At 33.2% G+C, this 23086-nt stretch carries 12 protein-coding genes; 8 read left to right on the top strand and 4 right to left on the bottom strand.

Features of this window, described 5'->3' with window-relative positions; genetic code table 11:
• Window positions 1–381: 381 nt before the first annotated feature.
• From ACSG5Z_RS05930 to ACSG5Z_RS05910, 5 genes are all read left to right on the top strand, one after another.
• A complete protein-coding gene (locus ACSG5Z_RS05930) occupies window positions 382–2085 on the top strand; it encodes a M4 family metallopeptidase (RefSeq protein ID WP_435710991.1) in 1704 nt (567 codons plus the stop codon).
• A gap of 485 nt (window positions 2086–2570) precedes the next feature.
• The gene (gene pulA / locus ACSG5Z_RS05925) at window positions 2571–5135 is read left to right on the top strand and encodes a type I pullulanase (RefSeq protein ID WP_435710989.1); all 2565 of its coding nucleotides are present in this window, start codon (window positions 2571–2573) and stop codon (window positions 5133–5135) included.
• Window positions 5136–6005: 870 nt separating this feature from the next.
• Window positions 6006–6983 carry a SagB/ThcOx family dehydrogenase gene (locus ACSG5Z_RS05920; protein ID WP_060486764.1) on the top strand — a complete coding sequence of 326 codons (978 nt, stop codon included), beginning with the start codon at window positions 6006–6008 and terminating at the stop codon, window positions 6981–6983.
• A 32-nt stretch (window positions 6984–7015) separates the two neighbouring features.
• Window positions 7016–14026, top strand: coding sequence for a non-ribosomal peptide synthetase (locus tag ACSG5Z_RS05915; RefSeq protein WP_435710987.1), 7011 nt, complete (start codon window positions 7016–7018; stop codon window positions 14024–14026).
• A gap of 55 nt (window positions 14027–14081) precedes the next feature.
• A complete protein-coding gene (locus ACSG5Z_RS05910) occupies window positions 14082–15536 on the top strand; it encodes an aromatic-L-amino-acid decarboxylase (protein ID WP_098136701.1) in 1455 nt (484 codons plus the stop codon).
• A gap of 111 nt (window positions 15537–15647) precedes the next feature.
• On the opposite strand, the gene ACSG5Z_RS05905 is transcribed toward ACSG5Z_RS05910, so the two are convergent.
• Together ACSG5Z_RS05905 and ACSG5Z_RS05900 are read right to left on the bottom strand one after the other, a co-directional pair.
• Complete coding sequence (locus tag ACSG5Z_RS05905) at window positions 15648–16604, bottom strand: alpha/beta hydrolase (RefSeq protein ID WP_097857633.1); 957 nt, start codon at window positions 16602–16604, stop codon at window positions 15648–15650.
• Between the two features lie 295 nt (window positions 16605–16899).
• Window positions 16900–17067, bottom strand: coding sequence for a hypothetical protein (locus ACSG5Z_RS05900; RefSeq protein WP_170969789.1), 168 nt, complete (start codon window positions 17065–17067; stop codon window positions 16900–16902).
• Between the two features lie 529 nt (window positions 17068–17596).
• Between ACSG5Z_RS05900 and ACSG5Z_RS05895 the strand changes: the two genes are divergently transcribed.
• The 3 genes from ACSG5Z_RS05895 to ACSG5Z_RS05885 all read left to right on the top strand — a co-directional run bounded on the left by ACSG5Z_RS05895 (window position 17597) and on the right by ACSG5Z_RS05885 (window position 20923).
• Window positions 17597–18196: an undecaprenyl-diphosphatase gene (locus tag ACSG5Z_RS05895; protein WP_147788209.1), complete on the top strand. Its 600-nt coding sequence runs from the start codon at window positions 17597–17599 to the stop codon at window positions 18194–18196.
• A 616-nt stretch (window positions 18197–18812) separates the two neighbouring features.
• Window positions 18813–20234 carry an ABC transporter permease gene (locus tag ACSG5Z_RS05890; protein ID WP_435710985.1) on the top strand — a complete coding sequence of 474 codons (1422 nt, stop codon included), beginning with the start codon at window positions 18813–18815 and terminating at the stop codon, window positions 20232–20234.
• 11 nt (window positions 20235–20245) lie between these two features.
• Window positions 20246–20923: an ABC transporter ATP-binding protein gene (locus ACSG5Z_RS05885; RefSeq protein WP_098203735.1), complete on the top strand. Its 678-nt coding sequence runs from the start codon at window positions 20246–20248 to the stop codon at window positions 20921–20923.
• 295 nt (window positions 20924–21218) lie between these two features.
• Here ACSG5Z_RS05885 and ACSG5Z_RS05880 read toward each other — a convergent pair whose 3' ends face one another.
• Both ACSG5Z_RS05880 and bla read right to left on the bottom strand, forming a co-directional pair.
• A complete protein-coding gene (locus tag ACSG5Z_RS05880) occupies window positions 21219–21401 on the bottom strand; it encodes a hypothetical protein (protein WP_098089982.1) in 183 nt (60 codons plus the stop codon).
• A gap of 328 nt (window positions 21402–21729) precedes the next feature.
• A complete protein-coding gene (gene bla, locus ACSG5Z_RS05875) occupies window positions 21730–22662 on the bottom strand; it encodes a class A beta-lactamase (protein WP_199694272.1) in 933 nt (310 codons plus the stop codon).
• Window positions 22663–23086 lie beyond the last annotated feature (424 nt).

The following is a 23086-nucleotide window of genomic DNA, read 5'->3' as shown; positions in this document are numbered from 1 at the left end:
CAACTTCATGTCCGAAATATAAGTTTAAATAAGTAATATAAATTATAAGATGTCCTATAACAATTTTTATTTTAATAGCATTAAACCTACTCTTAAAATAGTAAAGAGTGGGTTTTTATGTTGTTATTTAGATGTAAGGGCACTTTGATTAGAATGAATATAGATAATTAACAACTAACCAATTGGATGAGCGCCTAAAAGAGCTCTTTTTTATTGAAATTAATATACATATATGTGTCGTTCTTTATTTATATCATCGACCACATATATGTAATTTTGCATAATGTTACATAAATTGTGTATTTTCCCTTTTTTTCGACAGAAACAGGAAGTATACTTTGTACAAGCTTTCTATTTCAAAAATTATACGAGGTGAACAAAATGAAAAACAAAAAGACATTAACTAAGGTAGCATTAACAACAGGTTTAGCTTTAACGGCTGTTGCACCATACGGAGTAGGTTATGCAGAGGAAACAGATCAACTTCAAGTTCAAATTCAGGAAGAATCGTTCCGTTCGGGTGAACTTACACAACCGTCACAAAAGGCACCAGAGAATGTAGTAAAAGATGCTCTTAAGGAGAAAACAGAACAAGCTCTTTCTCCAAAGCAAGTCAATGGAGAAACAGGAGTAGATTATAAAGTTCTTCAAAAACGTGGTTCATATGATGGGACTACACTTGTACGTATACAGCAAACATACGAAGGAAAAGAAGTATATGGCCGTCAATTAACTGCACACGTAGATAATAACGGTGTTATTAAAAGTATTTCAGGCGATAGTGCGCAAAATTTAAAACAAGAAGAATTGAAAAAACCTATTAATCTATCAAAAGATGAAGCAAAACAATATATTTATACGAAGTACGGGAACGATATCAGTTTTATTTCTGAGCCCGAAGTTAAAGAAGTTATTTTTGTTGATGAAAATAATGGACAAGCTAGCAATGCATACCAAGTTACATTTGAAGCTGCAACACCAAAATATGTTTCCGGAACTTATTTAGTAAATGCACAAAATGGTGATATGTTAAAAAATATGGTACAAGAATCTAACTTAAAAGCAAGTGAAAAACTAGTTGGAGCATTAAAGAAAAGTAAAAAAAGCAATCTTACATCATTAACTGGAACAGGAAAAGATGATTTAGGTATATCACGTACATTTGGAATCTCTCAACAAAGTAATGGCAAATATGCTCTTGCTGATTATACAAGAGGGCAAGGAATTGAAACATATGATGTGAATTATAGAGACATTACTAAAGAAGAAAGCTATTATCCTGGTACATTAGCAACTAGTACTTCGACAACATTTAACGATCCAAAAGCAGTAAGTGCTCATTACTTAGCAACAAAAGTATTTGATTTTTATAAAGATAAATACAAGCGTAATAGTTTTGATAATAAGGGACAAAAGGTAGTTTCAGTTGTACACGCTTGGGATTCTGGAGATACGAATGATCCGAAAAATTGGCAGAATGCATTAAGTGCGAATAATGGAAGTATGCTTGTATATGGAGATCCTATCGTCAAGGCATATGACGTAGCTGGCCATGAATTTACACATGCTGTTACTTCTAGCGAATCTAATCTTGAATATTACGGTGAATCTGGTGCGATTAATGAGGCACTATCTGATATTATGGGAACATCTATTGAGAAATACGTAAATAATGGAAGCTTTAACTGGACGATGGGAGAACAAACTGGATCTGTTTTCCGTGATATGGAAAACCCGGCTTCTGTTCCATCTTCACTTGGAGTACCTTATCCAGATGATTACAGTGAATTTAACGATTTTAATGGATGGGATCAAGGTGGCGTTCATTTTAATTCAAGTATTATTAATAAAGTTGCGTATCTCATTGCAAAAGGTGGAACTCATAACGGTGTAACTGTTAAAGGGATTGGTGAAGATAAAATGTTTGATATCTTCTATTATGCAAATACAGATGAGTTAAACATGACTTCTAATTTCAAAGAATTGAGATCAGCATGTATTCGAGTGGCAACGAATAAATATGGAGCAAATACTGCTGAAGTTCAAGCAGTTCAAAATGCATTTGATGCAGCAAAAATTAAGTAAGTTAGAAATATAGTTTTCATTCATATATTATTACGTTATGAAAAGCAGCTACTGTCATTTTAAAGATAGTAGCTGTTTTTTTATACAGCAATGTATGATTGAAAATACACTTACTAAGCAATAATTAAGTTGTATATCTTTATGAAGTTACGACACATATATAAGGTTTAAAGTATATAAAAACAGAAAATTAATAATATATTGACCTCTTAATAGAAAGTGCTATAGAATGAAAGCGATAACAAACGATTGCTTTAAAATGATTTCCTTGATCTTTTAGTATTTACAAATATATGCAGACATAAATAAATCTATTTTTTTAAACATTAATGCAAACGTTTTCGTATTAAAAGATCATTGAAATACATATGTGAAAATAGCCAATATGGGGGTGAAGTAAAAGAGAGTTCTAGATTAATTTAAGTAGTGTAATTTAGTACGAGCATAATAAATTGTACGTACTATTTAAAGAAAGGGTGTATGTGGTGCAAATGATAAAAAGATTAATTAACAAATCAGTTTTATTACTTACTATAATCGTTATGTTATCATCTGTTTTCTCTTTTCAAAGTGTAAAAGCAGTTTCAAATTCGAAAACAACTGAAGTTATCATTCATTACAAAGAACAGTCTGGAAATACAAAGGATTGGAACCTTTGGTTATGGGGAGAAAATGCGAATGGTAAATCATATGAATTTACTGGTGAAGATGAATTTGGAAAGTACGCTAAAATTAATTTAGATGGTGACTATGATCGTGTAGGATTTATCATTCGTACAAATGATTGGGAAAAAGATGGTGGCGATCGTTGGATTGAAAATATAAAGGACGGTCGTGCTGAAGTATGGATTCTTTCTGGTGATGATAAAGTATATACTTCTAAGCCTTCTTCGGATCTATCAATTCAAAAAGCAACTATTGATAGTTTTAATGAAATTACTGTAACGACTAATGTGCCGTTTCATATTAAGGAACGGAAAATTGAAATTGAAGGCATTAGAATTAAGGATATTAGTCCTTATGATAGAAACAGTGGGAATGTTACGAATAAGTTTAAAATAATTACGGAGCAGAAAATTGATTTAAAACAATCATACAAAGTTAAAATCGAAAACGTAGCTGATACGTATACCGAAATCGGTAAAGTCATTCGTAGTGCGGAGTTTGATCATTCATTTTATTATGGTGGTAACGATTTAGGTAATATATATACACCACAACATACAAAGTTCCGTGTATGGGCTCCTACTGCGAGTGAAGCGAAATTAGTTACATATAAAAAATGGAACGATAAAATAGGTACTGAAATAAACATGCAACAAAGTGAAAAAGGCACTTGGAAAGCAGAACTTACAGGGAACCAAAAAGGTCTCTTTTATACGTATAAGGTGAAAATTGGGGATAAGTGGACAGAAGCAGTTGATCCGTATGCGCGTGCTGCTTCTGTAAATGGAGATAAAGGTGCAGTTGTCGATTTAGAAGAAACAAATCCTAAAAAATGGAAAATGAATAAAAAGCCAAAATTTAAAAATCCGGAAGATGCAATTATTTATGAATTGCATGTACGTGATCTTTCTATTCAGCCCGAAAGTGGTATAAAACATAAAGGAAAATATTTAGGTGTAACTGAAAAAGGAACAAGAGGGCCTAAAGATGTGAAAACAGGACTTGATCATATGAAAGATCTTGGTGTTACGCACGTGCAGCTTTTACCGATATTTGATTATGCATCAGTAAATGAAGAGAATTTAAACGAACCACAATATAACTGGGGATATGACCCGAAAAACTTCAACGTTCCAGAGGGATCCTATTCTACAAATCCATATGAACCAACTGTTAGAATAACCGAATTAAAGCAAATGATTCAAACACTGCATGATAATAATCTTCGTGTTGTAATGGATGTAGTATATAACCATATGTATAATGCTGCGGAATCTAATTTTCATAAGTTAGTTCCAGGTTATTATTATCGTTACAATGAAGACGGAACATTTGCAAATGGAACCGGAGTAGGAAATGATACAGCTTCAGAACGGAAAATGATGAGGAAATTTATGGTTGACTCCGTCACATATTGGGCAAAAGAATACAATTTAGACGGATTCCGTTTTGATTTAATGGGTATTCATGATTATGAAACAATGAATGAAATACGTAAAGCTGTTAATCAAATTGACCCTTCTATTATACTGCATGGAGAAGGTTGGGATTTAAATACACCTCTTGCAGCTGAATTGAAAGCAAATCAAAAAAATGCAGTGAAAATGAAAGGGATTGCTCATTTTAACGATAATATACGTGATGGATTAAAAGGTAGTGTATTTGAGGAAAAGGAAAATGGATTTGTAAATGGAAAGGAAAACATGGAAGACCGTATTAAAAAAGGGATCACGGCAGGCATTGACTACGATACAAATTCGTCTACGTATAAAGATCCGGAGCAGGTGCTAACTTATGTGGAAGCACATGATAATCATACATTATGGGACAAACTTGAGTTGACTAATTCGAGTGATAGTGAAGAAGTGCGAAAACAAATGCACAAATTGTCTTCTTCGATTTTATTAACATCACAAGGTATCCCATTCTTACATGCAGGACAAGAGTTTATGCGTACGAAATATGGTGATCATAACAGTTACAAATCTCCTGATTCAATTAACCAAATGGACTGGTTGCGCCGTGCAGCATTTAATAATGAGGTAGAATATATGAAGGGCTTAATAGATTTACGCAAAAAGTACTCAGCTTTTCGAATGACATCTCCAGAACAAATAAAAAAACATATAGCTTTTATGGATACTCCCAAAAATGTTGTGGCTTATTCAATAAAGGGAAATGGGAATAAAAATGAATACTTTATGGTGACTCACAACGCAAATAAGGAAGCCGTTGACATAACACTTCCATCGAAAGGTCCGTGGAAAGTACTAGTAGACGGAAAACAGGCAGGTAGTAAAACACTTTACGTTGTCCATGATAATAAAATTAAAGTTCCTGCATTAAGTTCACTAGTTTTAAAAACGGAGAAACCAATTAAATAAAAGCAAATAATGTGGAAGTATATATAGAATTGAGTAATTTAAATACGGATTATAAATGCAAAAAGCGAAGTGACGGTTATTTTCACTTCGCTTTTAAAGTTCATGTAATATAATTTCACATACTATAATTATATTACAAATTAATAAAAGAGATAGACAAGGAAACATTGCTATTATGATAGGAGGAGGCGAAAATACCTTGATGTTTATCAATAAAATTATCTAAAATACATTCTTAATTTATATAATTTTTATTACATATTCGAACATATAACGGGCTAGATGTTCGAGTTGTATTAATTTCTACAAATCGTTTAAAGATAAAAAAGGCTTAAAAAGTATATGGCATAAAAAAGAGAAAAGACACCTTAAATGGTGTCTTTTCTCTTTTTTAAATACGATATGTTAGTAACTCACTTGTATGTAATGGTACGTTACATTTTTAAACTAACTTCAAAAGAAAAATTTCAAATTTTTTTCTTAATCTATATGTAATTAATGTTGAGAAAATTTTATCGATATAACAAATAAAACTTTCTCAATATTAATGTGTTTAATAACTATACCCATCTGCTTTCCAATCCATTACAATAATTTCACATTGCAAATGCGTCAATGTTCTTAATATTCTAAATGGTTTATACCTTATAGGATTACTATGGGAAAGGATGTGAAATATCTAATAAAAAAACACTTTTTATGATGAAATAAAAAAAATTAATGAAGAAAAAGTTATTTCATTATTTTCAAGTTTCGTTGAAGTGCATGTATTTATAATCACTATGAGACAAGGATCAGAATCTAAAAAATATTTTTTGTAGATTAGAAAATTGCATTTCAAAAATAAGTTAAAAGTTTATGGAGGGTTATATGAACGAGAAAATTTATTACTGGTCTCCTATTAAGCATTGGGAGAAGTTGCATAATGAAGTTTTGATAGGGGAAATGAGATTTACAGGCATTCTGTCTGAGTGGTTTCCTGAGTTTTATTTTATGGCTCAAAAAGGTGTAAAAATTAGTGAACTAGTAGAGCACTTTTCTTTAGGAAATATAGAAGAGACACAAAAAACAATAGAGCTTATGATAAAAAATCGTGTGTTAGTAAGTAACATATTACACCCAAGAGAAGTATTTTCCACACAAGAAAAGATTTTTCCGAATCCATATAGCAACCAGATTCGCTTTTCTAAAGAAGAGTTAGATACGTATATGCGTGAACAATTTAATCGAACGCACGTTGCTGCGCGATCAACTGAAATTCAACTTGAAACAACAAAGGAGCTACCCACTATAATCAAGGAACGTAGGTCTTGTCGCCAATTTGATATGAAAAAACATATTAATTTTTTAGAATTTTCCCATTTCATATCAACTCTAAAACAGGTTAGGGAAGAAAAAATATACTATCATTACGCAAGTGCAGGCGGACTCTACCCTATTGATATCTTTGTTTATATAAAACCAAAACGTATAGAAGGTATAAAAGCTGGGTTTTATTATTATAACCCATCAAAAAATAGTCTTGTGATTGTAAACAACATTGATCAAGTAATCAAAAGTGATCATGAGTTAATTAACCAGGATTTATTTACTCAATCTGCTTTCTCAGTTTATTTGGTTTATAATGCGAACGCTTCCATCCCGAAATACGGTTCAGATGGATATTTATTTGCTTGTATTGAGTCAGGCATTATCACTGCTACCTTAAATATGGTTGCTGAGACATTAAATTTAGGCGTTTGTTCAGTTGGTCATATGAAATTTGAAGAGATTCAGCAATTTTTATGTTTGGATAACCATCAAGTATTTCTCCATGGGCTTGAAGTTGGCCTGAAAATTAACGAATAGAAGAAATGAATATTAGGGGGATAAAGATAAACATGCACATTAAAGATCGAAGTTCTATTCATGGAAATAAAGGGGTAGAAGCGTTTTGGAAGGAACAATTATCTTCCGAGGTTCTTGATTTTTCTATATTTAATAGTGGTTACCAACTAAATAAAGAAAATCCTTGTGAGCACGTTCAAATCATAATGAATGTAGAGTTGAGTAAAAGTATACAAAAAGAAAGTAAGTCTCAAGATTTATTATTATTTAGCTGGTTACAGGCCGCGTTAAGGATTTGTTTGGCACACTATACAGATCAAGAAAGAATTACTATTGGTATTCCTGTAATCGAAAAAAATCTTGAAAAAAGCGAGAATCTTAATAAATTGATTCCTTTAGGAAGTGAAATCCATCCGCATCATAGCTTTAAACAAGTAGTGAATCAGATTGAAGAAACGACTTTATTCGGGTATGACAATCAGGGGTATCCACTCTCTGAATTATTAGTGAAACATCCTTTAACTCCTTTTCAAATTGTTATTGGGATGGAAGGGTTACATAATAAAAATTCGATAGAAGAATATGCAGAGAATAATTTAGCGGTTTGGATACAAAGAAAATGGAATGAAATACATAATGAATTTGAATTTCAAATTTCTTTCAAATCTCATTCGTTTTCTTCTTTGCAACAGTTTGCAAATTCGTATCTTTATATTTTAAAGCAAGTATTAAAAAATCCGAATTTAGCAGTGAAAGATACGTGTATTATTGCAGAAGAAGAGAAAGAGTTGTTAGAAGAATGGAATAACAGTCAGACAAACATAGACTTGTCTCTAACATTTCAAGATTTGTTTGAAGAACAAGTGTTAAAAACCCCAGATCAAATCGCTGTTGTTTGTAATGATCGATATTTAACATATAAAGAATTGAATAAGAAAGCAAATCAATTGGCTTTTATTCTTCAAAGTAAAGGTGTATCCAAGGAAAGTATTATTGGGGTTATGGTAGACCGGTCATTAGAAATGATCATTGGCATGATGGGAATTTTTAAAGCAGGTGCAGCATATTTACCAATCGATCCTAACTATCCAAATGAACGAATTGAATATATGTTACAAGATAGTCAAGCAAAATGTTTATTGAGCAAGCGAACGGAAGTAGAGTTACCGCAATTTGCTGGTGAAGTGCTGTATCTTGATGAGGAACATCTCTTCCAAGGTGAAGAAAGTAATTTAATTCGGGAAGGCGATCCTAATGATTTAGCTTATGTCATTTACACATCAGGATCAACAGGAAATCCAAAAGGAGTAATGGTGGAACAGAAATCTCTTGTTCATTTTTTAAGTGCAATGAGAGAAAAAGTAAAAGATAATCAATCATTCTTGTTTCTTGCTAGTGTTTCTTTTGATATTTCCTTGTTAGAAATATGTCTTCCTTTAACACAAGGCTCGAAAGTAGTCATTGCTACAGAGGACCAGTTTGCAACAAAAGAATTGGCTCATTTGGTCAAAGTACATAAGGTAGATTTATGGGAATCAACGCCATCGCGAATGGAAGTAATTTTAAGTGATCCAGAAGGGGTAAATTTTCTGAAAGATTTAAAATCTATTTTGTTAGCAGGAGAAGCATTTTCCATTGATTTGGTTGAAAAAATTCGATGCATCAGTGAAGCGACAATTTTAAATATTTATGGTCCTACAGAAACAACCATTTGTGCAACAGTAAAGGATTTGAGCTCCGCCAAAGAAGTTACGATTGGAAGTCCCAATCCGAATTATCATTCCTATATATTGAATAAGTATGGTCAATTAAAACCATTTGGAATTCCGGGTGAACTCTGTATTGGTGGCGTGGCGGTAGCACGAGGGTATCTTGGGAAATCTAAACTGACAGATGAAAAATTTGTACCGAGTCCTTTTACTGCAGGAGAAATGATGTATCATACGGGTGATCTCGTTCGTTGGTTGCCTAATGGAGAACTTGAATATCTAGGTCGAATGGATCATCAAGTAAAAATTCGGGGATATCGGATTGAATTAAGAGAAATCGAAAGCCAGTTAAGGGAATATCCACAAATAAAGCAAGCTATCGTTGTTGATCAAGTATATGGAAATAGGAAATTATTAGCTGCGTACTATGTATCCGATAATAAGGTCTCTTTTGATGAAATCAGAAAATATTTAAGTGATAAATTACCTGAGTTTATGATTCCTGAAAAAATGATTCAGGTGGAAGAGATTCCGCTGAATCCAAATGGGAAAGTAGATAGGAAAAGATTATTAGATATAACACAAACGGATTATATATCAATTCCATACGTTGCACCGCGCAATGAAATTGAACAAACATTGGTGCATGCATGGGAAAAAGTTATGGAGATTGAGGGAATCGGTATTCATGATAATTTTTTTGCTTTAAAAGGAGAATCGATTAAAGCACTTCAGGTAATTAATTTATTAAGAAAAGACTGCTTAAAAATAAGTACAACAGATTTTTTTAAGCATCCTACGATTGCTCAACTTAGTTCTTGTGTAGAGGTAGAGCATAAAGGGGAAAACTTTGAAAATAGACCAACTCATGTTAAAGATTTGTCTAAGTCATTTCCATTAACAGAGGTTCAGACAGCGTACATGTTAGGGAGGAATTCACAGTTTGAATTAAGTGGTATTTCACCTCAAACATATTTTGAATATGAAACAAAATTGGATATTAATCGTCTTTCAAAAAGCTTTCAAAAGGTAATTCATCGTCATCCAATGTTGCGAGCTGTAATTTTACCAGAGGGAGAACAGCAAATATTACAAAGCGTTCCTGATTACGAGATTGAAATAGTTAGTCTCATAGATTTAGATGATAGGAATCAAAATGCTCGCTTACAAGAAGAACGTTCTCGAATGACTAACCATGTATTCCCTTTGGGGAAATGGCCTTTGTTTGAATTAAAAGCCTTTCTTTTAAAAGAAGACACGTATTTATTATGTTTTCGATACGATGCTTTATTAATGGACGGAGCAAGCATGAACATAGTTGGACAGGATTTGTTGCATTATTATTATAAACCAAATCAAAAATTAGAATCTCTATCTTTTGATTTTCAAGATTACATGTTTATCTATGATGAAATGGAACAAAGTGAAGAATATAAAACAGCAAAAGATTATTGGACAAGTAAGCTTCCTGACTTTCCATTTGCACCTTCTTTGCTGTTAAAAAAGGATCCGGCAGAGATTGCTACTCCTAAATTCCAATCACTTACTAAGATCCTGGACAATGAAAAGTGGACAAAGCTACGAAAGTTAGCACAAGAGAAAGAAGTAACTCCTTCCGCTCTGCTTTGTACAATATATGGTGATGTGTTGGCATATTGGAGTAATCAACGTAAATTTGCAATTAATTTGACTGTATTTAACCGTTATCCTGTTCATGAAGAAGTAGAACAGATTGTGGGAGATTTCACATCGCTTATTTTGTTGGATGTTGATGTAAAACCAGAGCAATCTTTCTTTACTAGAGTAAAAGAAACGCAATCTACTTTATTGGATGGCCTTGAACATCGTCATTACGATGGAGTTAACTTTATTCGAGATTTTACTCGATACCACCAAATGACGCCAAAAGCAGTTATGCCAATTGTTTTCACCTCGATGCTAGCAGGTGCGGGTGCGTTTGCTTGGGAACAGCTTGGTTCTCTTCGCCATATTCATGCTCGGACTCCACAAGTGTATTTGGATAATGTAGTAATTGAAAAAAATGGAGAGTTATTAATTAGCTGGAACTATGTTGAAGAGTTGTTTGATGTTGATGTAATAGAAGCAATGTTTTCCCAATTTGTTGACTTATTGGAACAATTAGTGAAACAAAGCGACGTAACATCTTTGCAGATGAAAGAATCGGATCAAACTTTAATTGAGCAATATAATAAAACAACTGAAAAAATACCTTTAACTACTCTGTATCAATTATTTACAGACCAAGTAAAACGTACACCGGATGAAGTAGCAGTGGTATTTGAGCAAGAATGGTTAACATACTCGGAACTTCATAAACGCTCCAATCAAATTGCGCATTTCTTAAAAGAGCAAGACATTGGTCTAGGTGACAAAGTGGGTCTTTTAGCAAAAAGACAAGTTGACACAATTGCTAATATGATAGGTATTTTAAAAGCAGGTGCCGCTTATGTTCCGATTGATCCCGATCATCCTTTAGATCGCCAAACATATATTTTAAAAAATAGCTCATGCAAACTTTTATTAGAACCTAGTCTTTATGAAGAAAAACATTTGTCATTATATACAACAGAAGATATGCCCGCTATTGCTGGTCCAGAAGATCTTGCCTATATCATATACACTTCAGGAAGTACAGGGAAACCAAAAGGAGTAATTATTACTCATCAAGCGGTTGCAAATACCATTCAAGACATTAATCGAAAATATCAGATAAATGAAGATGATCGTATTATTGGTATCTCTTCCATGTGTTTTGACCTATCTGTATACGATATTTTCGGAACGTTAAGCACAGGTGCAATGTTGGTAATGATTCGTGATCCAAGAAACATGCAAGAATTAATCCGTACCGTCGAGCGTAGAGGAATTACAATTTGGAATACAGTGCCTGCAATCATGGATTTGGCATTGGATCAAGTAGGTTCTCATTTTGAACACTCTTCTTTGCGTTTAGTTTTACATAGTGGAGACTGGATTCCACTTTCTTTGCCAGGAAAAATAAAACGGCATTTTCCAATTGCAGAAGTAGTTTCACTAGGAGGAGCAACAGAAGCATCGATTTGGTCAATTTATTATCCGGTCAAACAGGTGGAATCACATTGGAATAGTATTCCATATGGGATGCCTTTGGCGAATCAAACGTATTATGTGTTGAACTATGAAAAGAAAATGTGCCCTGTTGGTGTAATTGGGGATTTATATATCGGGGGAGTGGGCCTTGCTAAAGGATATTTAAATGACGAACAGAAAACGAATGACGCATTTGTATCACATCCTGATTTTGGTCTTTTATACAAGACAGGAGATTGTGGAAAAATGCATCCTGAGGGATATATTGAATTTTTAGGCCGCCAAGATTATCAAGTGAAAATTCAAGGATATCGAGTAGAGTTAGAAGAAATTGCCCATTGTCTTCTAACTTACAAACAAATCGAACATGCTGTTGTAATTGATCAAACAGATGAGAATGGAATAAAATTTTTAGTTGCATATGTGGTAAATGAGCAAAATATTAGTACAACAGAACTACGAAAGCATTTGCGAGATCACTTGCCGGATTACATGATTCCTTCTTATTTTGTTTATTTGGAACAATTACCCTTGACTCCAAACGGGAAATTAGATAGAAAAGCGCTCCCTACTCCAGAGAAACAAAAAAATGAAGTATTTATTGCTCCAAAAACTGAAATGGAAAAAATATTAACTAGTGTTTGGCAAGAAGTACTCAAAGTAGATCGAGTTGGGGTAAATGATCATTTCTTTGCCTTAGGTGGAGATTCGATAAAAGCAATTCAAGTGTCTGTCAGACTATATAGACAAGGATTTGAGCTAGAGCCAAAAAACCTATTTTCATTTCCTATATTAGGGGACATGGTTCAATTTGTTAAAAAGCTAGACCATCTTTCAAGTTCACAAACAAATGATGTAAACAATATGAACGATAATAAAGCTACATTACTAAATGTTAAAGATAAACAACTTAATCAACATATACTTACCAAAATACAAGAAAAAATGCCGGATATAAATATAGAACGTATTTACCCATTAGTACCTTTCCAGAAAGTTATTTATGAACATGCTGCGACTGAACCGGATACAAATGCATATTTTGAACAAATAATTTGGTCACTTGAGGGGGAACTGGATATTGATCTCTTTATTCAGTGTTTCCAACAATTAATTAATCGTCATGATTCTTTAAGAACAATAATTGTGCAAGATGAACAAGCACAACCTTGGCAAGCTGTTCTACAGGATGTTCAAATGATTTCAGAGATAAAAAAATTGGTTGATATGACGAAACAAGAACAGCAACGATTCCTAGACCAGTGGATGAATGAAAATTTAAGTCGAGGATTTAAAAATGATGAACTCATGAACCGTCTCTGTATATTCCAACTAGGTAATAAGGAGCATAAGGTGGTTTGGAGTTCCCATCATCTGTTATGTGATGGTTGGAGCGTTAGCATTTTAATAGACGAATTATTCCAACTCTATGAAACAAAAAATGCCGGAACTATGGCGGATTTACCTATTGTAAAACCTTTTGAAACATTCATAAATTGGACTGTAGCACAAGATCATGAGAGAGCACGTCATTTTTGGCGCGATTATTTATCAGGGTACAATCGGAAAATTAGTATTCCTAAAAAGAAAGTAATAACTCAAAGTGAAGGGTTAAACTTCACATTTATGGATTTAACATTAAGTAAGGATTTGACTAGTCAGTTACAGGCATTTGTAACTAAAAACAATATAACTATGAATACGGCATTACTAGCTGTATGGGGAATATTGCTTGGCAAATACAATGGAACAAGAGAAATAGTATTACCTAATCTCGTATCAATCAGACCTCCCGAAGTAGAAGGAATTGAAAATATGTTTGGTCTGTTCACAAATGTTTTGCCTATCCGACTAGCATGGACAGAAACGCAAACTTTTGTAGATTTCCTGCAAAAAGTACAACTAGAAACATTGAAGTGTAATGAGTATGCATATTATTCATTTGTTGATATACAAAAGCAAAGTGAATTAAAAACCGAGTTGACTGACCATCTTTGGGTTTTTGAAAACTATCCAACTAACCAAGCTATCTTCTCTTCAAATGAAAACAGAAATTTTGCTATCACAGATTACGAAGTTGTTGATGAGCCGCATGTAAAGTATGGAATTATGTGCTTCCCTGAAGAGACACTTACAATAAAGTTTGGATATAATCAAACCGTATATGAAGCAGCAACAATACAAGAAATATTGAATCACATCCATCAGTTAATCAACATGATTCTTCAAAATCCAATACAGGCAATTGGTGAATACAAATTATAAAAAATAAAAAGGCGAGAAAAAACTCGCCTTTTTAAATAGAATAGGGGTAAACCAAATGACAAAAAACCTGCAGTTATCAGCCGAAGAGATGCGTCAGTTAGGATATCAAGCGGTTGACTTAATTGTTGATCATATGAATCATTTAAAAAGTAAACCAGTTTCGGAAACGATTGATAGTAATATTTTTAGAGACAAGCTAATTGAAACGATTCCGGAAAACGGATCCAATCCAAAAGAGTTACTTCATTTCCTTAATAACAATGTGTTTAATCAAATTACTCATGTGGATCATCCTCATTTTATGGCTTTTGTGCCCGGTCCTAATAATTATGTTGGTGTAGTAGCAGATTTTTTAGCAAGTGGATTTAATGTATTTCCTACAGCTTGGATAGTAGGTGCAGGTGCTGAACAAATTGAATTAACGACAATCAACTGGTTAAAATCAATGCTAGGATTCCCTGATTCAGCAGAAGGACTATTTGTCAGTGGCGGTTCCATGGCTAATTTGACTGCACTTACTGTAGCGAGACAGGTCAAGTTGAATAATGACATAGAAAATGCGGTTGTGTATTTCTCTAACCAAACTCATTTTTCTGTAGATCGAGCACTTAAAGTATTAGGGTTTAAACATCATCAAATTTGCCGAATTGAAACAGATGAAGAGCTAAGAATTTCAGTTAGTACTTTAAAAAAGCAAATAAAAGAAGATCGATTAAAAGGGAAAAAACCATTCTGTGTTATTGCCAATGCAGGGACAACGAATTGCGGAGCGGTGGACTCTCTCGATGAATTGGCTGATCTATGTGGTGATGAAGATGTATGGCTACACGCGGATGGGGCTTATGGGGCTGCAGCAATTCTCAGTGAAAAAGGAAGGGAGTTGTTAAGAGGAATTCATCGTGCTGATTCTTTGACGTTAGACCCGCATAAATGGCTTTTTCAGCCTTATGATGTTGGTTGTGTACTCATTCGAAATAGCCAATATTTAAGTAAAACGTTCCGTATGATCCCAGAGTATATTAAGGATACGGAAACTAATTTAGAAGAAAAAGTGAATTTTGGGGAGCGCGGAATTGAACTTTCTCGTAGATTTAGAGCATTAAAGGTATGGCTTTCTTTTAAAGCATTTGGAATCACAGCTTTTCGTGAGGCAATAGATCATGGTATTATGTTGGCTGAACAAGTTGAAGAGTTTTTAAGGAAAGAAAAAGATTGGGAAGTAGTAACACCTGCTCAATTAGGGATTGTTACTTTTCGTTACATTCCTTGTGGTCTAACGTCTACAGATACAATTCATGAAATAAACAAAAAACTGGTGGAAGAAATTAATCAAAGAGGATTTTCTATGCTAAGTACGACTAGATTGAAAGAAAAAGTAGTAATTCGACTTTGCTCTATCAATCCAAGGACAACAATAGAAGAAATGCTTCAAATCATGATGAGCATAAAAGCAGTGGCAGAGGAAATAAACACTTCGTCTAAACGTCTTATATCTGTTTCTCAGCCTTGATATATTAGGTAAGTTTTACGTAATAATAGCCGATTTAAAAAAATCGGCTATTATATTTAAATAAATACTCACCAATGCAAACTATTCATGAATGTTTCTCTTGTAAAGGGATTAAGCTTCAACTTTAGATACTCTTTTGAAACCAGTTTTTATTGCTTGTACTATTTCGTTCACAGCGTAAATAGATACCTCGGCATTTGGATTCAATCCTTCAAACCAGTGATAGGCATTTGGATATAAATGAAATTCAACATCAACACCAGCTTGCGCTAGATTGCTTACATAGGTTAATGTTTCACTGCGGAATGGATCCAATTGACCAACAAATGTGTAGGTATATGGTAAGCCACTATAATCCTCAGCTCGAGAAGGTGCTGCGTAGGCAGGGATTTGATCTGTTCCATACATTTCTCCTAAATACATTTTCCAACCAGCTTCATTTGCCTTTTGATTCCAAACAAATCCCTCTTTAATTTCATTGGCCGAAGGTGTATTATTTCGGTCATCAATCATTGGATAGAGTGGCATTTGTAAACAAATCGAAGGGTATTTTCGATCTCGGGCTAATAATGATAATGCTGCTGTTAGTCCACCTCCAGCGCTTACTCCTGCAACCCCAATTCGATTCGAATCAATGTTTAATAACTCCGCATTATCAGCAATCCATTTTAAAGCTGCATAACAATCTTCAATTGGTGCTGGGTAAGGATGTTCAGGAGCTAAGCGATAGTCTACAGATACGACCACACAGCGAGCTTCTTTTGCAAACCTCATACAAGTATCATCGTTATCATCTATAGAACCTAAGATATAACCACCACCATGTATCCATAATAAGACAGGTAAAGATTTATGATTTGATTTTGGACGATAAATTCTTAATGGTAAAGGATTAGCATCTGGTCCAACAATGACTTCATCTGTTAACGAAAGGGAGTCATCAACAACGGTAGGTGGTCTCATTTGAGCTATTCCTTCTCTAATTGATTGCAAGTTTTCCGGGCGTAAATCGAGATCTGGAAACATCTCTAACCCTTGTAATAATTCTGGATTTACTCTATTTTTCATTTGAGCACCTCTATTTGTAATTATTTTCAAATAAATGAAGTGTATTCTAAGTAGTTTAATTGTGAAAGAACACCATAATTAAATTGTAAATTGGATATGTTATAACAGTCAACAGAATATTCAGAAATAAAAACCTTTCTCAAGAAGGAGTTTCACGCAACCAATAATACAAGTAGTGGATTTAGGAACAAAGTGTTTTCATGTCGTTGTATTTATGTACACTTAGTTTTCTAACTAAACCAAGTGATGATCTTTTTTATTTTAATGACATATTGCAAATGATACCTGTTCGAATTCATACATTTGTATTCCTTAAATGAAGGTTGATTAATTTTGGAATTGTATAAGAGTTATGTCTTACTTTATTAGTAGCCTCTTTAATAACTGTATGAAGTTCATCCGCTGAACCATTTTTATTTCCAGCTACATGTTTAATTGCATTCTCTCCGCAATATGCTTTCACAATTTCCTCATCAGTATTGATGATACAAAACTTTGCAATTGGACTTTAACTAACTACATATAAACTCCTTATATCTCTAGATAAAATACCGATTAGCTCCATATAAACTCTAGATAACTAAGTTATCAAGGAGGTAAGAAAAAATGAATTTTATGATTGGTCTTATCGAAAATATCTCCTCAACTTCACAAATGATTGTTTATATTGTATCGATTGCAGGTGCGATTATGTGAATGTTCCTGAACCACCATACACCGCTGTATCAGGGCTCTTACCAGCATAATAAGTATCAGGATTAAACGCCACTTTAGATTCTTCAGTAAACATGAAAAATGACAAAACTGTAAGAATACTCGAATGTTTGTAAGAAAGTTCGATGTTTTCCTTTTTCTTTTTTTATTAAAATGAAAAAAGAAAGCGATTTCATTAGAGGTTGATATTTTTAGATGAGTACAATAACCAAAACTATTTATGTAATGAAGGTGTATGGTAATCAGTAAAACACCTTACTAAAAAGGAGGGAGTTGAAATGTCTTTTTCTCAATTCAATATTGATATTTTTCGAGCAATTAATGATTTAGGTAAACAATATTCACCCTTAAACTCAATCATGGTATTTTTGGCAGAATATATGGTATATATTTTTGCTTTAATTATTTTAGCTTATTGGTTTACTGGGGCCAGAAAAAGTAGGATGATGGTTATTCAAGCGATGGTTGCTTTTGTAATTGCTGAGGTGATTGGAAAAATAGCAGGGAAATTCCATCTAAATTATCAACCGTTTGCAGTATTGCCGGATGTGAATAAACTTGTCGACCATGCTGTAGATAATTCATTTCCTAGTGACCATACGATACTTTTTTTTTCGATTTGTTTTTCATTTTGGCTTGTTCGTAAAAAAACTGGATGGTTATGGCTTATACTTGCATTTTGTGTAGCGATTTCCCGTATTTGGGTAGGGGTTCATTATCCTTTTGATGTTGCAATAGGGGCTTTAATAGGATGTGTTTCAGCATTGTTTTCTTATTGGTTAGTACCTAAATTTTCTTTTATCAAGCAATTGCTTACTCTATATGAAAGAGTAGAGAAACATGTTTTGCCATCCAAAAACAATTCAAAAGAATTTTGAGTATACAAGTATAAAAAAGACGTTATCTTTTCTGTAGAATTATAGGAAAGATAACGTCTTTTTCGTTTTATCGATATTGCAAAATATTAGATTGATAGTGATGTAGCGGAACCCCATAGTTAAATATAAGTTTCTTCAACTCTATCCAACCAATCAAAAAGCTTATTTTTTTATTTTGGAGGTAAAACAAAATATTAGGTATATGGGCATGTGATACTACCCCATATAAGAGAACATTAACTTGCTTATTTTTGTATTAAAAGGTGCACTTTTTAAAATGACGTAATTTCTATGAGCAACATTAACAATTACCATTTAGATATTTAAATAGGTTCTCTATATTTATTGTATATAAATTATACAATAATTTTTTTATGTTACATACATTAAATTAAGCTTAACCTTAAACCTCTCTCTTTTTCTATAAGTCCTTTAAATAGACAAACTTATTATCAATATTCAAAATTGATTACATTTTGGGTTTTCAGTTTTTCTTGACCAGGCCAATGAATAACTACACATAAACTCCTTATATCTCTAGATAAACTACCGATTAGCTCCATATAGACTCTAGATAACATATATAGAATACAAGTTATCAAGGAGGTAAGAGAAAATGAATTTTATGAAACGCGCAATTCTCAGTATGAAAAAAAGGATAGGAACATCATTAATTTTGATGGCAGTATTTCTGATTGTTACAAATTTGGTTCTTTCAGGGTTCACAATCCAAAATGCATCAAAAAAAGCAGCGGATGCTGCAAGAAAAAAACTGGGCGCAGATGTTACTTTAAGTCTTGATTTTGACAAATTAGGTCAACAAGCTAGTGAAACTGGAGAAATGCCTAATCTGCCGAAGCTTAATACAAAAGAAGCAGATCAATTAGCGGATTCAAAATATGTAAATGACTATAATTACATAGGCAGCACTTTTGGAATTTCTGATGGAATTAAACTAGTAGGAGCTTCAGAAGGAGGAAAAGGTAAAGCGGGAATGGCGGCTGTACGAGGCGGTTCAAGCTCTGGTACAGAAATAGATATGAATGCTTCTTTTATGATTGAGGGGGTCCGCAAGACTGCATTACAAGAAAGCTTTAAAAACGGAAAAAGTAAAATCATTGATGGAAAACCAATTACAGAGCAAATGAAGGGTCAGAATGTAGCTTTAATGGAAAAACGATTAGCGGAATCAAACAATTTGAAAGTAGGGGACAAAGTTAAAGTACAATCAGGGGATAAGAAGGAAACCCTTGAGGTTGAAATTATCGGTATTTACGAAACAAATGAGCAAGCAATGGGTCAACAGGCTCCTCCTATTATGGATCCAGCTAATAAACTATATATGCCGCATTCAACTATGAAAAAATTAGAAGTAGACCAAGGTATAAGTAGTGTTCAAGTCGTGTATTTCTTGAATGATCCACAATATATTGATGCATTTAAAAAAGAAGCAAAAAAATCTAATATTGATTTTAATTATTATAAATTAGATGCGCATGATTCATTGTACAAGCAAATGATTGGTCCTATCGAAAATATCTCTTCGACTTCTCAAATGATTATTTATATTGTTTCAATTGCAGGTGCGATTATATTAGGGTTAATCATTATGCTATCAATTAAAGGACGTCGTAAGGAAATGGGAATTCTGTTATCTATTGGAGAGAAAAAATGGAAACTGATGGCGCAGTTCGTAGTAGAAGTAGTATGTGTCGCTATTTTAGCATTTGGATTATCCATAACAACAGGAGCTAAGGTTTCTCAATATATCGGGGATAATTTACTTTCGAGTGAAATTGCTATTGCAAGCGGAGGAACGGACACCACGCGAAATAGTACTGTAATGATGTCTGGACCTGGTGGTACTCTACAAAATCAAAAAGAAGATCCAATTGATAAAATTGATGTAAGTGTAACACGAGAAGATGTAGGGAAAATGGGGGGGATTGGACTAGCTATTGCTATAATAGCAACGCTTCTTCCGGCATTATCTATTCTACGTTTAAATCCAAAACAAATTCTTTTAAAAGATGAATAAGGAGGCTTAACATGGAAACGATTTTACAATTTAAAAATTTGGATTATTATTATGAAAGTAATGGGAAAAATGTAGCGATACTAGACAATGTTAACTTTTCTTTTCAAAAAGGGCATTTCTACACGATTTTAGGACCATCTGGATCTGGTAAAACTACAACTCTAAGCTTAGGTTGTGGACTGGATGTCCCTAAAAATGGTTATGTACTGTATAATGGCAAAGATATTCGAAAAATTGGTTTGGATCGATATCGTAATCAAAATGTATCTGTAATTTTCCAATCTTATAATTTGATTACTTATATGACTGCTCTTCAAAATGTCCTAACAGCGATGGAAATTACAGGTGTTAAAGTGAAAAATAAGACGGCAAAGGCATTAGAGTTATTAGAGAAAGTAGGACTCACTGAAGTAGAAGCGAAACGTAACGTCTTGCAACTAAGTGGTGGGCAACAACAACGTGTAGCAATTGCTCGAGCATTATCTTGTAATGTTGATTTACTTATTGCAGATGAGCCGACAGGAAACCTCGACGAAGAAACAGCGATGGATATTATAGAACTGTTTCAAGAACTTGCACATAAAGAGAATAAATGTATTATTGTTGTAACGCATTCACAGGAAGTTGCTAAAAAATCTGATCGTGCAGTGTATTTAAGTAAGAAGAAGTTGGTCGTAAACCAAATCTAATACAAATATCTTAGCTTTTTAATTCACATAATTTTCAAAAACCACCCATTTCAAAAGCTTATACTTGATATATAATAAAATCAAGCCATAATCAAAATGGTCTCCCTGTACTGAATGTTAAAATAGTTTGTTGTTTCCTTTTTAACAATACTTGAAAAAGAACTTGTAGGATATTCTACAAGTTCTTTTTATTATAATTGGTTACCTATATCATGGGATAATCACACATGAAAAACGGGACATTACCTAGATATATAATCTAAATGCTGTCCCGTTTAACTGTGTATTTGTATAGTTATTGAAGAATTAAACCTACTATCATAATTAAACTAAATACTATCATCCAGCCAAATGCACAATAGCCGAAGATTCTAATCCATTTAGGTAATTGATTCATGTTAACTTTATTTGTGGGAACTCCTTGCATAGAAAACACCATTTTTTGATCTCTATCCCTATTATTTTGTTGTTCATACATAACATCATCACCTTTCTAGAATAGTTGTATGTATAATATATCAGTCTGGAGAAAACTAAGTACCGAATATTAGACGAAATAAAAGTGATTCGACAAATATAGTGGATGGTTCTCTTTTCCAATACAGTATACTATATTTCAAAAAACGAAAATTTGATTACTCAAAAGCTATATATACTAAAGTATTTGCTCATTTAAAATATAGTAAACCTTTACCAAGAGATACTTATTATTCGATATTGATTAATTCGGATAAATTCACTAATACTTCTTAGCGTTTAGACACGTGTATGTCTTTCAAAATATAAGTACCGTAAAGTAGGAGTAATTATTTATTCGTTATTTTTAAAGCATTTAACGCTATTTTAGTTGCGTCTGCAATAAGTTTATCATCGTATTTCGCATCCTCTTTAGCATGATTAGAAAGTATCGCAAGTACAATTGGATTTTTATTTGGTGGCCAAATAATTGCGATATCATTCCTTGTTCCATAAGACCCAGAGCCAGTCTTATCGGCTACTTCCCATCCTGCTGGAACTCCAGCACGGATTAAGTTGTCTCCCGTAGTATTTCTTTTCATCAAATCTATTAAAAAGTTCCGTTTCTCAATTGGAAGGATATCACTTAGCGCGTAAGTTTGAAGACTAGTAGCTAATGCCATTGCGGTACTAGTATCACGAGTGTCATCTGGCTGCACTTCATTTAATTCTGGTTCAAAACGTTCAGGATTTGTAACAGAATCTCCTATTTCTCTTAGTGATTTTTTGAATTCACTTGGCCCACCTAATTGTTTAAGAATAAGATTTTGTGCAGTATTATCACTATATCGAATGGAAGCATCTGCAAGCTCCTTCAGAGTCATACCTGTTCCTACATATTTTTCTGTAATTGGATTGTAGTTCACAAGATCTTTGCTGGTATACTTAATTTTTTGATCTAAATCTTCTATTGATTTCTTTTGTAACAGTGCTCCAACAGCAAGGGCTTTGTGGGTAGATGCGTATGCAAAGCGTTCATCTGAACGATAAGTAACAGTTTGATTCGTACCAGTGTCCAATGCATAAATACCAAGTTTAGCATCATATTCTTTTTCAAGCTTTACAAAAGAATGCCTACTTGTATTTTCTTGTTTGGTTTGTTTCGATGGTTCGGATTGAATATTACTATTGGAACAGCCTATAAGCGTTACACATGAAAGTAATACTACAGGTAGCATCTTTTTATAATGTGCAATGTGAAAAACCTTCTTTGAAACTATCATACATTTTCAACCTCTTTCAAGAATATATGGATTTTGTATAAGTATTTTACATACCTATACAATTAACAAATGCACTGGATAGCACTCCTCTTGTACAAAATGAGAAGACTACCAAGAACACCTTTTTTATACGTAATAGACAATCTAAGTAACACATTTGTTCCATTTATGATTAAGCTTTTTAACATATCTATTAACTTTGTTTTTAGCATCGCAAACTCCATTTTTTTGAACTCTACTTAATTTAATATGGATTTAGATCGAGTTTTTCTTGTAACGGGAATTTCAATTGGATATCGCATATATAACAACTACTGATTTTATTTTAAAGTTGGATGGTAGAAATAAAGAGCTTAAAAAACGAAAAGTCCCCCTTATTGATTCCTAATAAGATTATACTTGCTACAAAAACAAACAAACTCGT

The sequence above is a fragment of the Bacillus pretiosus genome, from assembly GCF_051294775.1.
GTDB classification, from domain to species: Bacteria; Bacillota; Bacilli; order Bacillales; family Bacillaceae_G; genus Bacillus_A; species Bacillus_A wiedmannii.
This window is presented reverse-complemented; position numbering and strand designations above follow the sequence as displayed.

Bases quoted from the DNA above. Each gene is read 5' to 3' on its own strand.
- ACSG5Z_RS05930 (WP_435710991.1), top strand. From the start codon at position 382: ATGAAAAACAAAAAGACATTAACTAAGGTAGCATTAACAACAGGTTTA.
- ACSG5Z_RS05885 (WP_098203735.1), top strand. From the start codon at position 20,246: ATGGAAACGATTTTACAATTTAAAAATTTGGATTATTATTATGAAAGT.
- ACSG5Z_RS05880 (WP_098089982.1), bottom strand. From the start codon at position 21,401: ATGTATGAACAACAAAATAATAGGGATAGAGATCAAAAAATGGTGTTT.
- ACSG5Z_RS05905 (WP_097857633.1), bottom strand. From the start codon at position 16,604: ATGAAAAATAGAGTAAATCCAGAATTATTACAAGGGTTAGAGATGTTT.
- ACSG5Z_RS05895 (WP_147788209.1), top strand. From the start codon at position 17,597: ATGTCTTTTTCTCAATTCAATATTGATATTTTTCGAGCAATTAATGAT.
- bla (WP_199694272.1), bottom strand. From the start codon at position 22,662: ATGATAGTTTCAAAGAAGGTTTTTCACATTGCACATTATAAAAAGATG.
- ACSG5Z_RS05920 (WP_060486764.1), top strand. From the start codon at position 6,006: ATGAACGAGAAAATTTATTACTGGTCTCCTATTAAGCATTGGGAGAAG.
- ACSG5Z_RS05915 (WP_435710987.1), top strand. From the start codon at position 7,016: ATGCACATTAAAGATCGAAGTTCTATTCATGGAAATAAAGGGGTAGAA.
- ACSG5Z_RS05890 (WP_435710985.1), top strand. From the start codon at position 18,813: ATGAATTTTATGAAACGCGCAATTCTCAGTATGAAAAAAAGGATAGGA.
- ACSG5Z_RS05910 (WP_098136701.1), top strand. From the start codon at position 14,082: ATGACAAAAAACCTGCAGTTATCAGCCGAAGAGATGCGTCAGTTAGGA.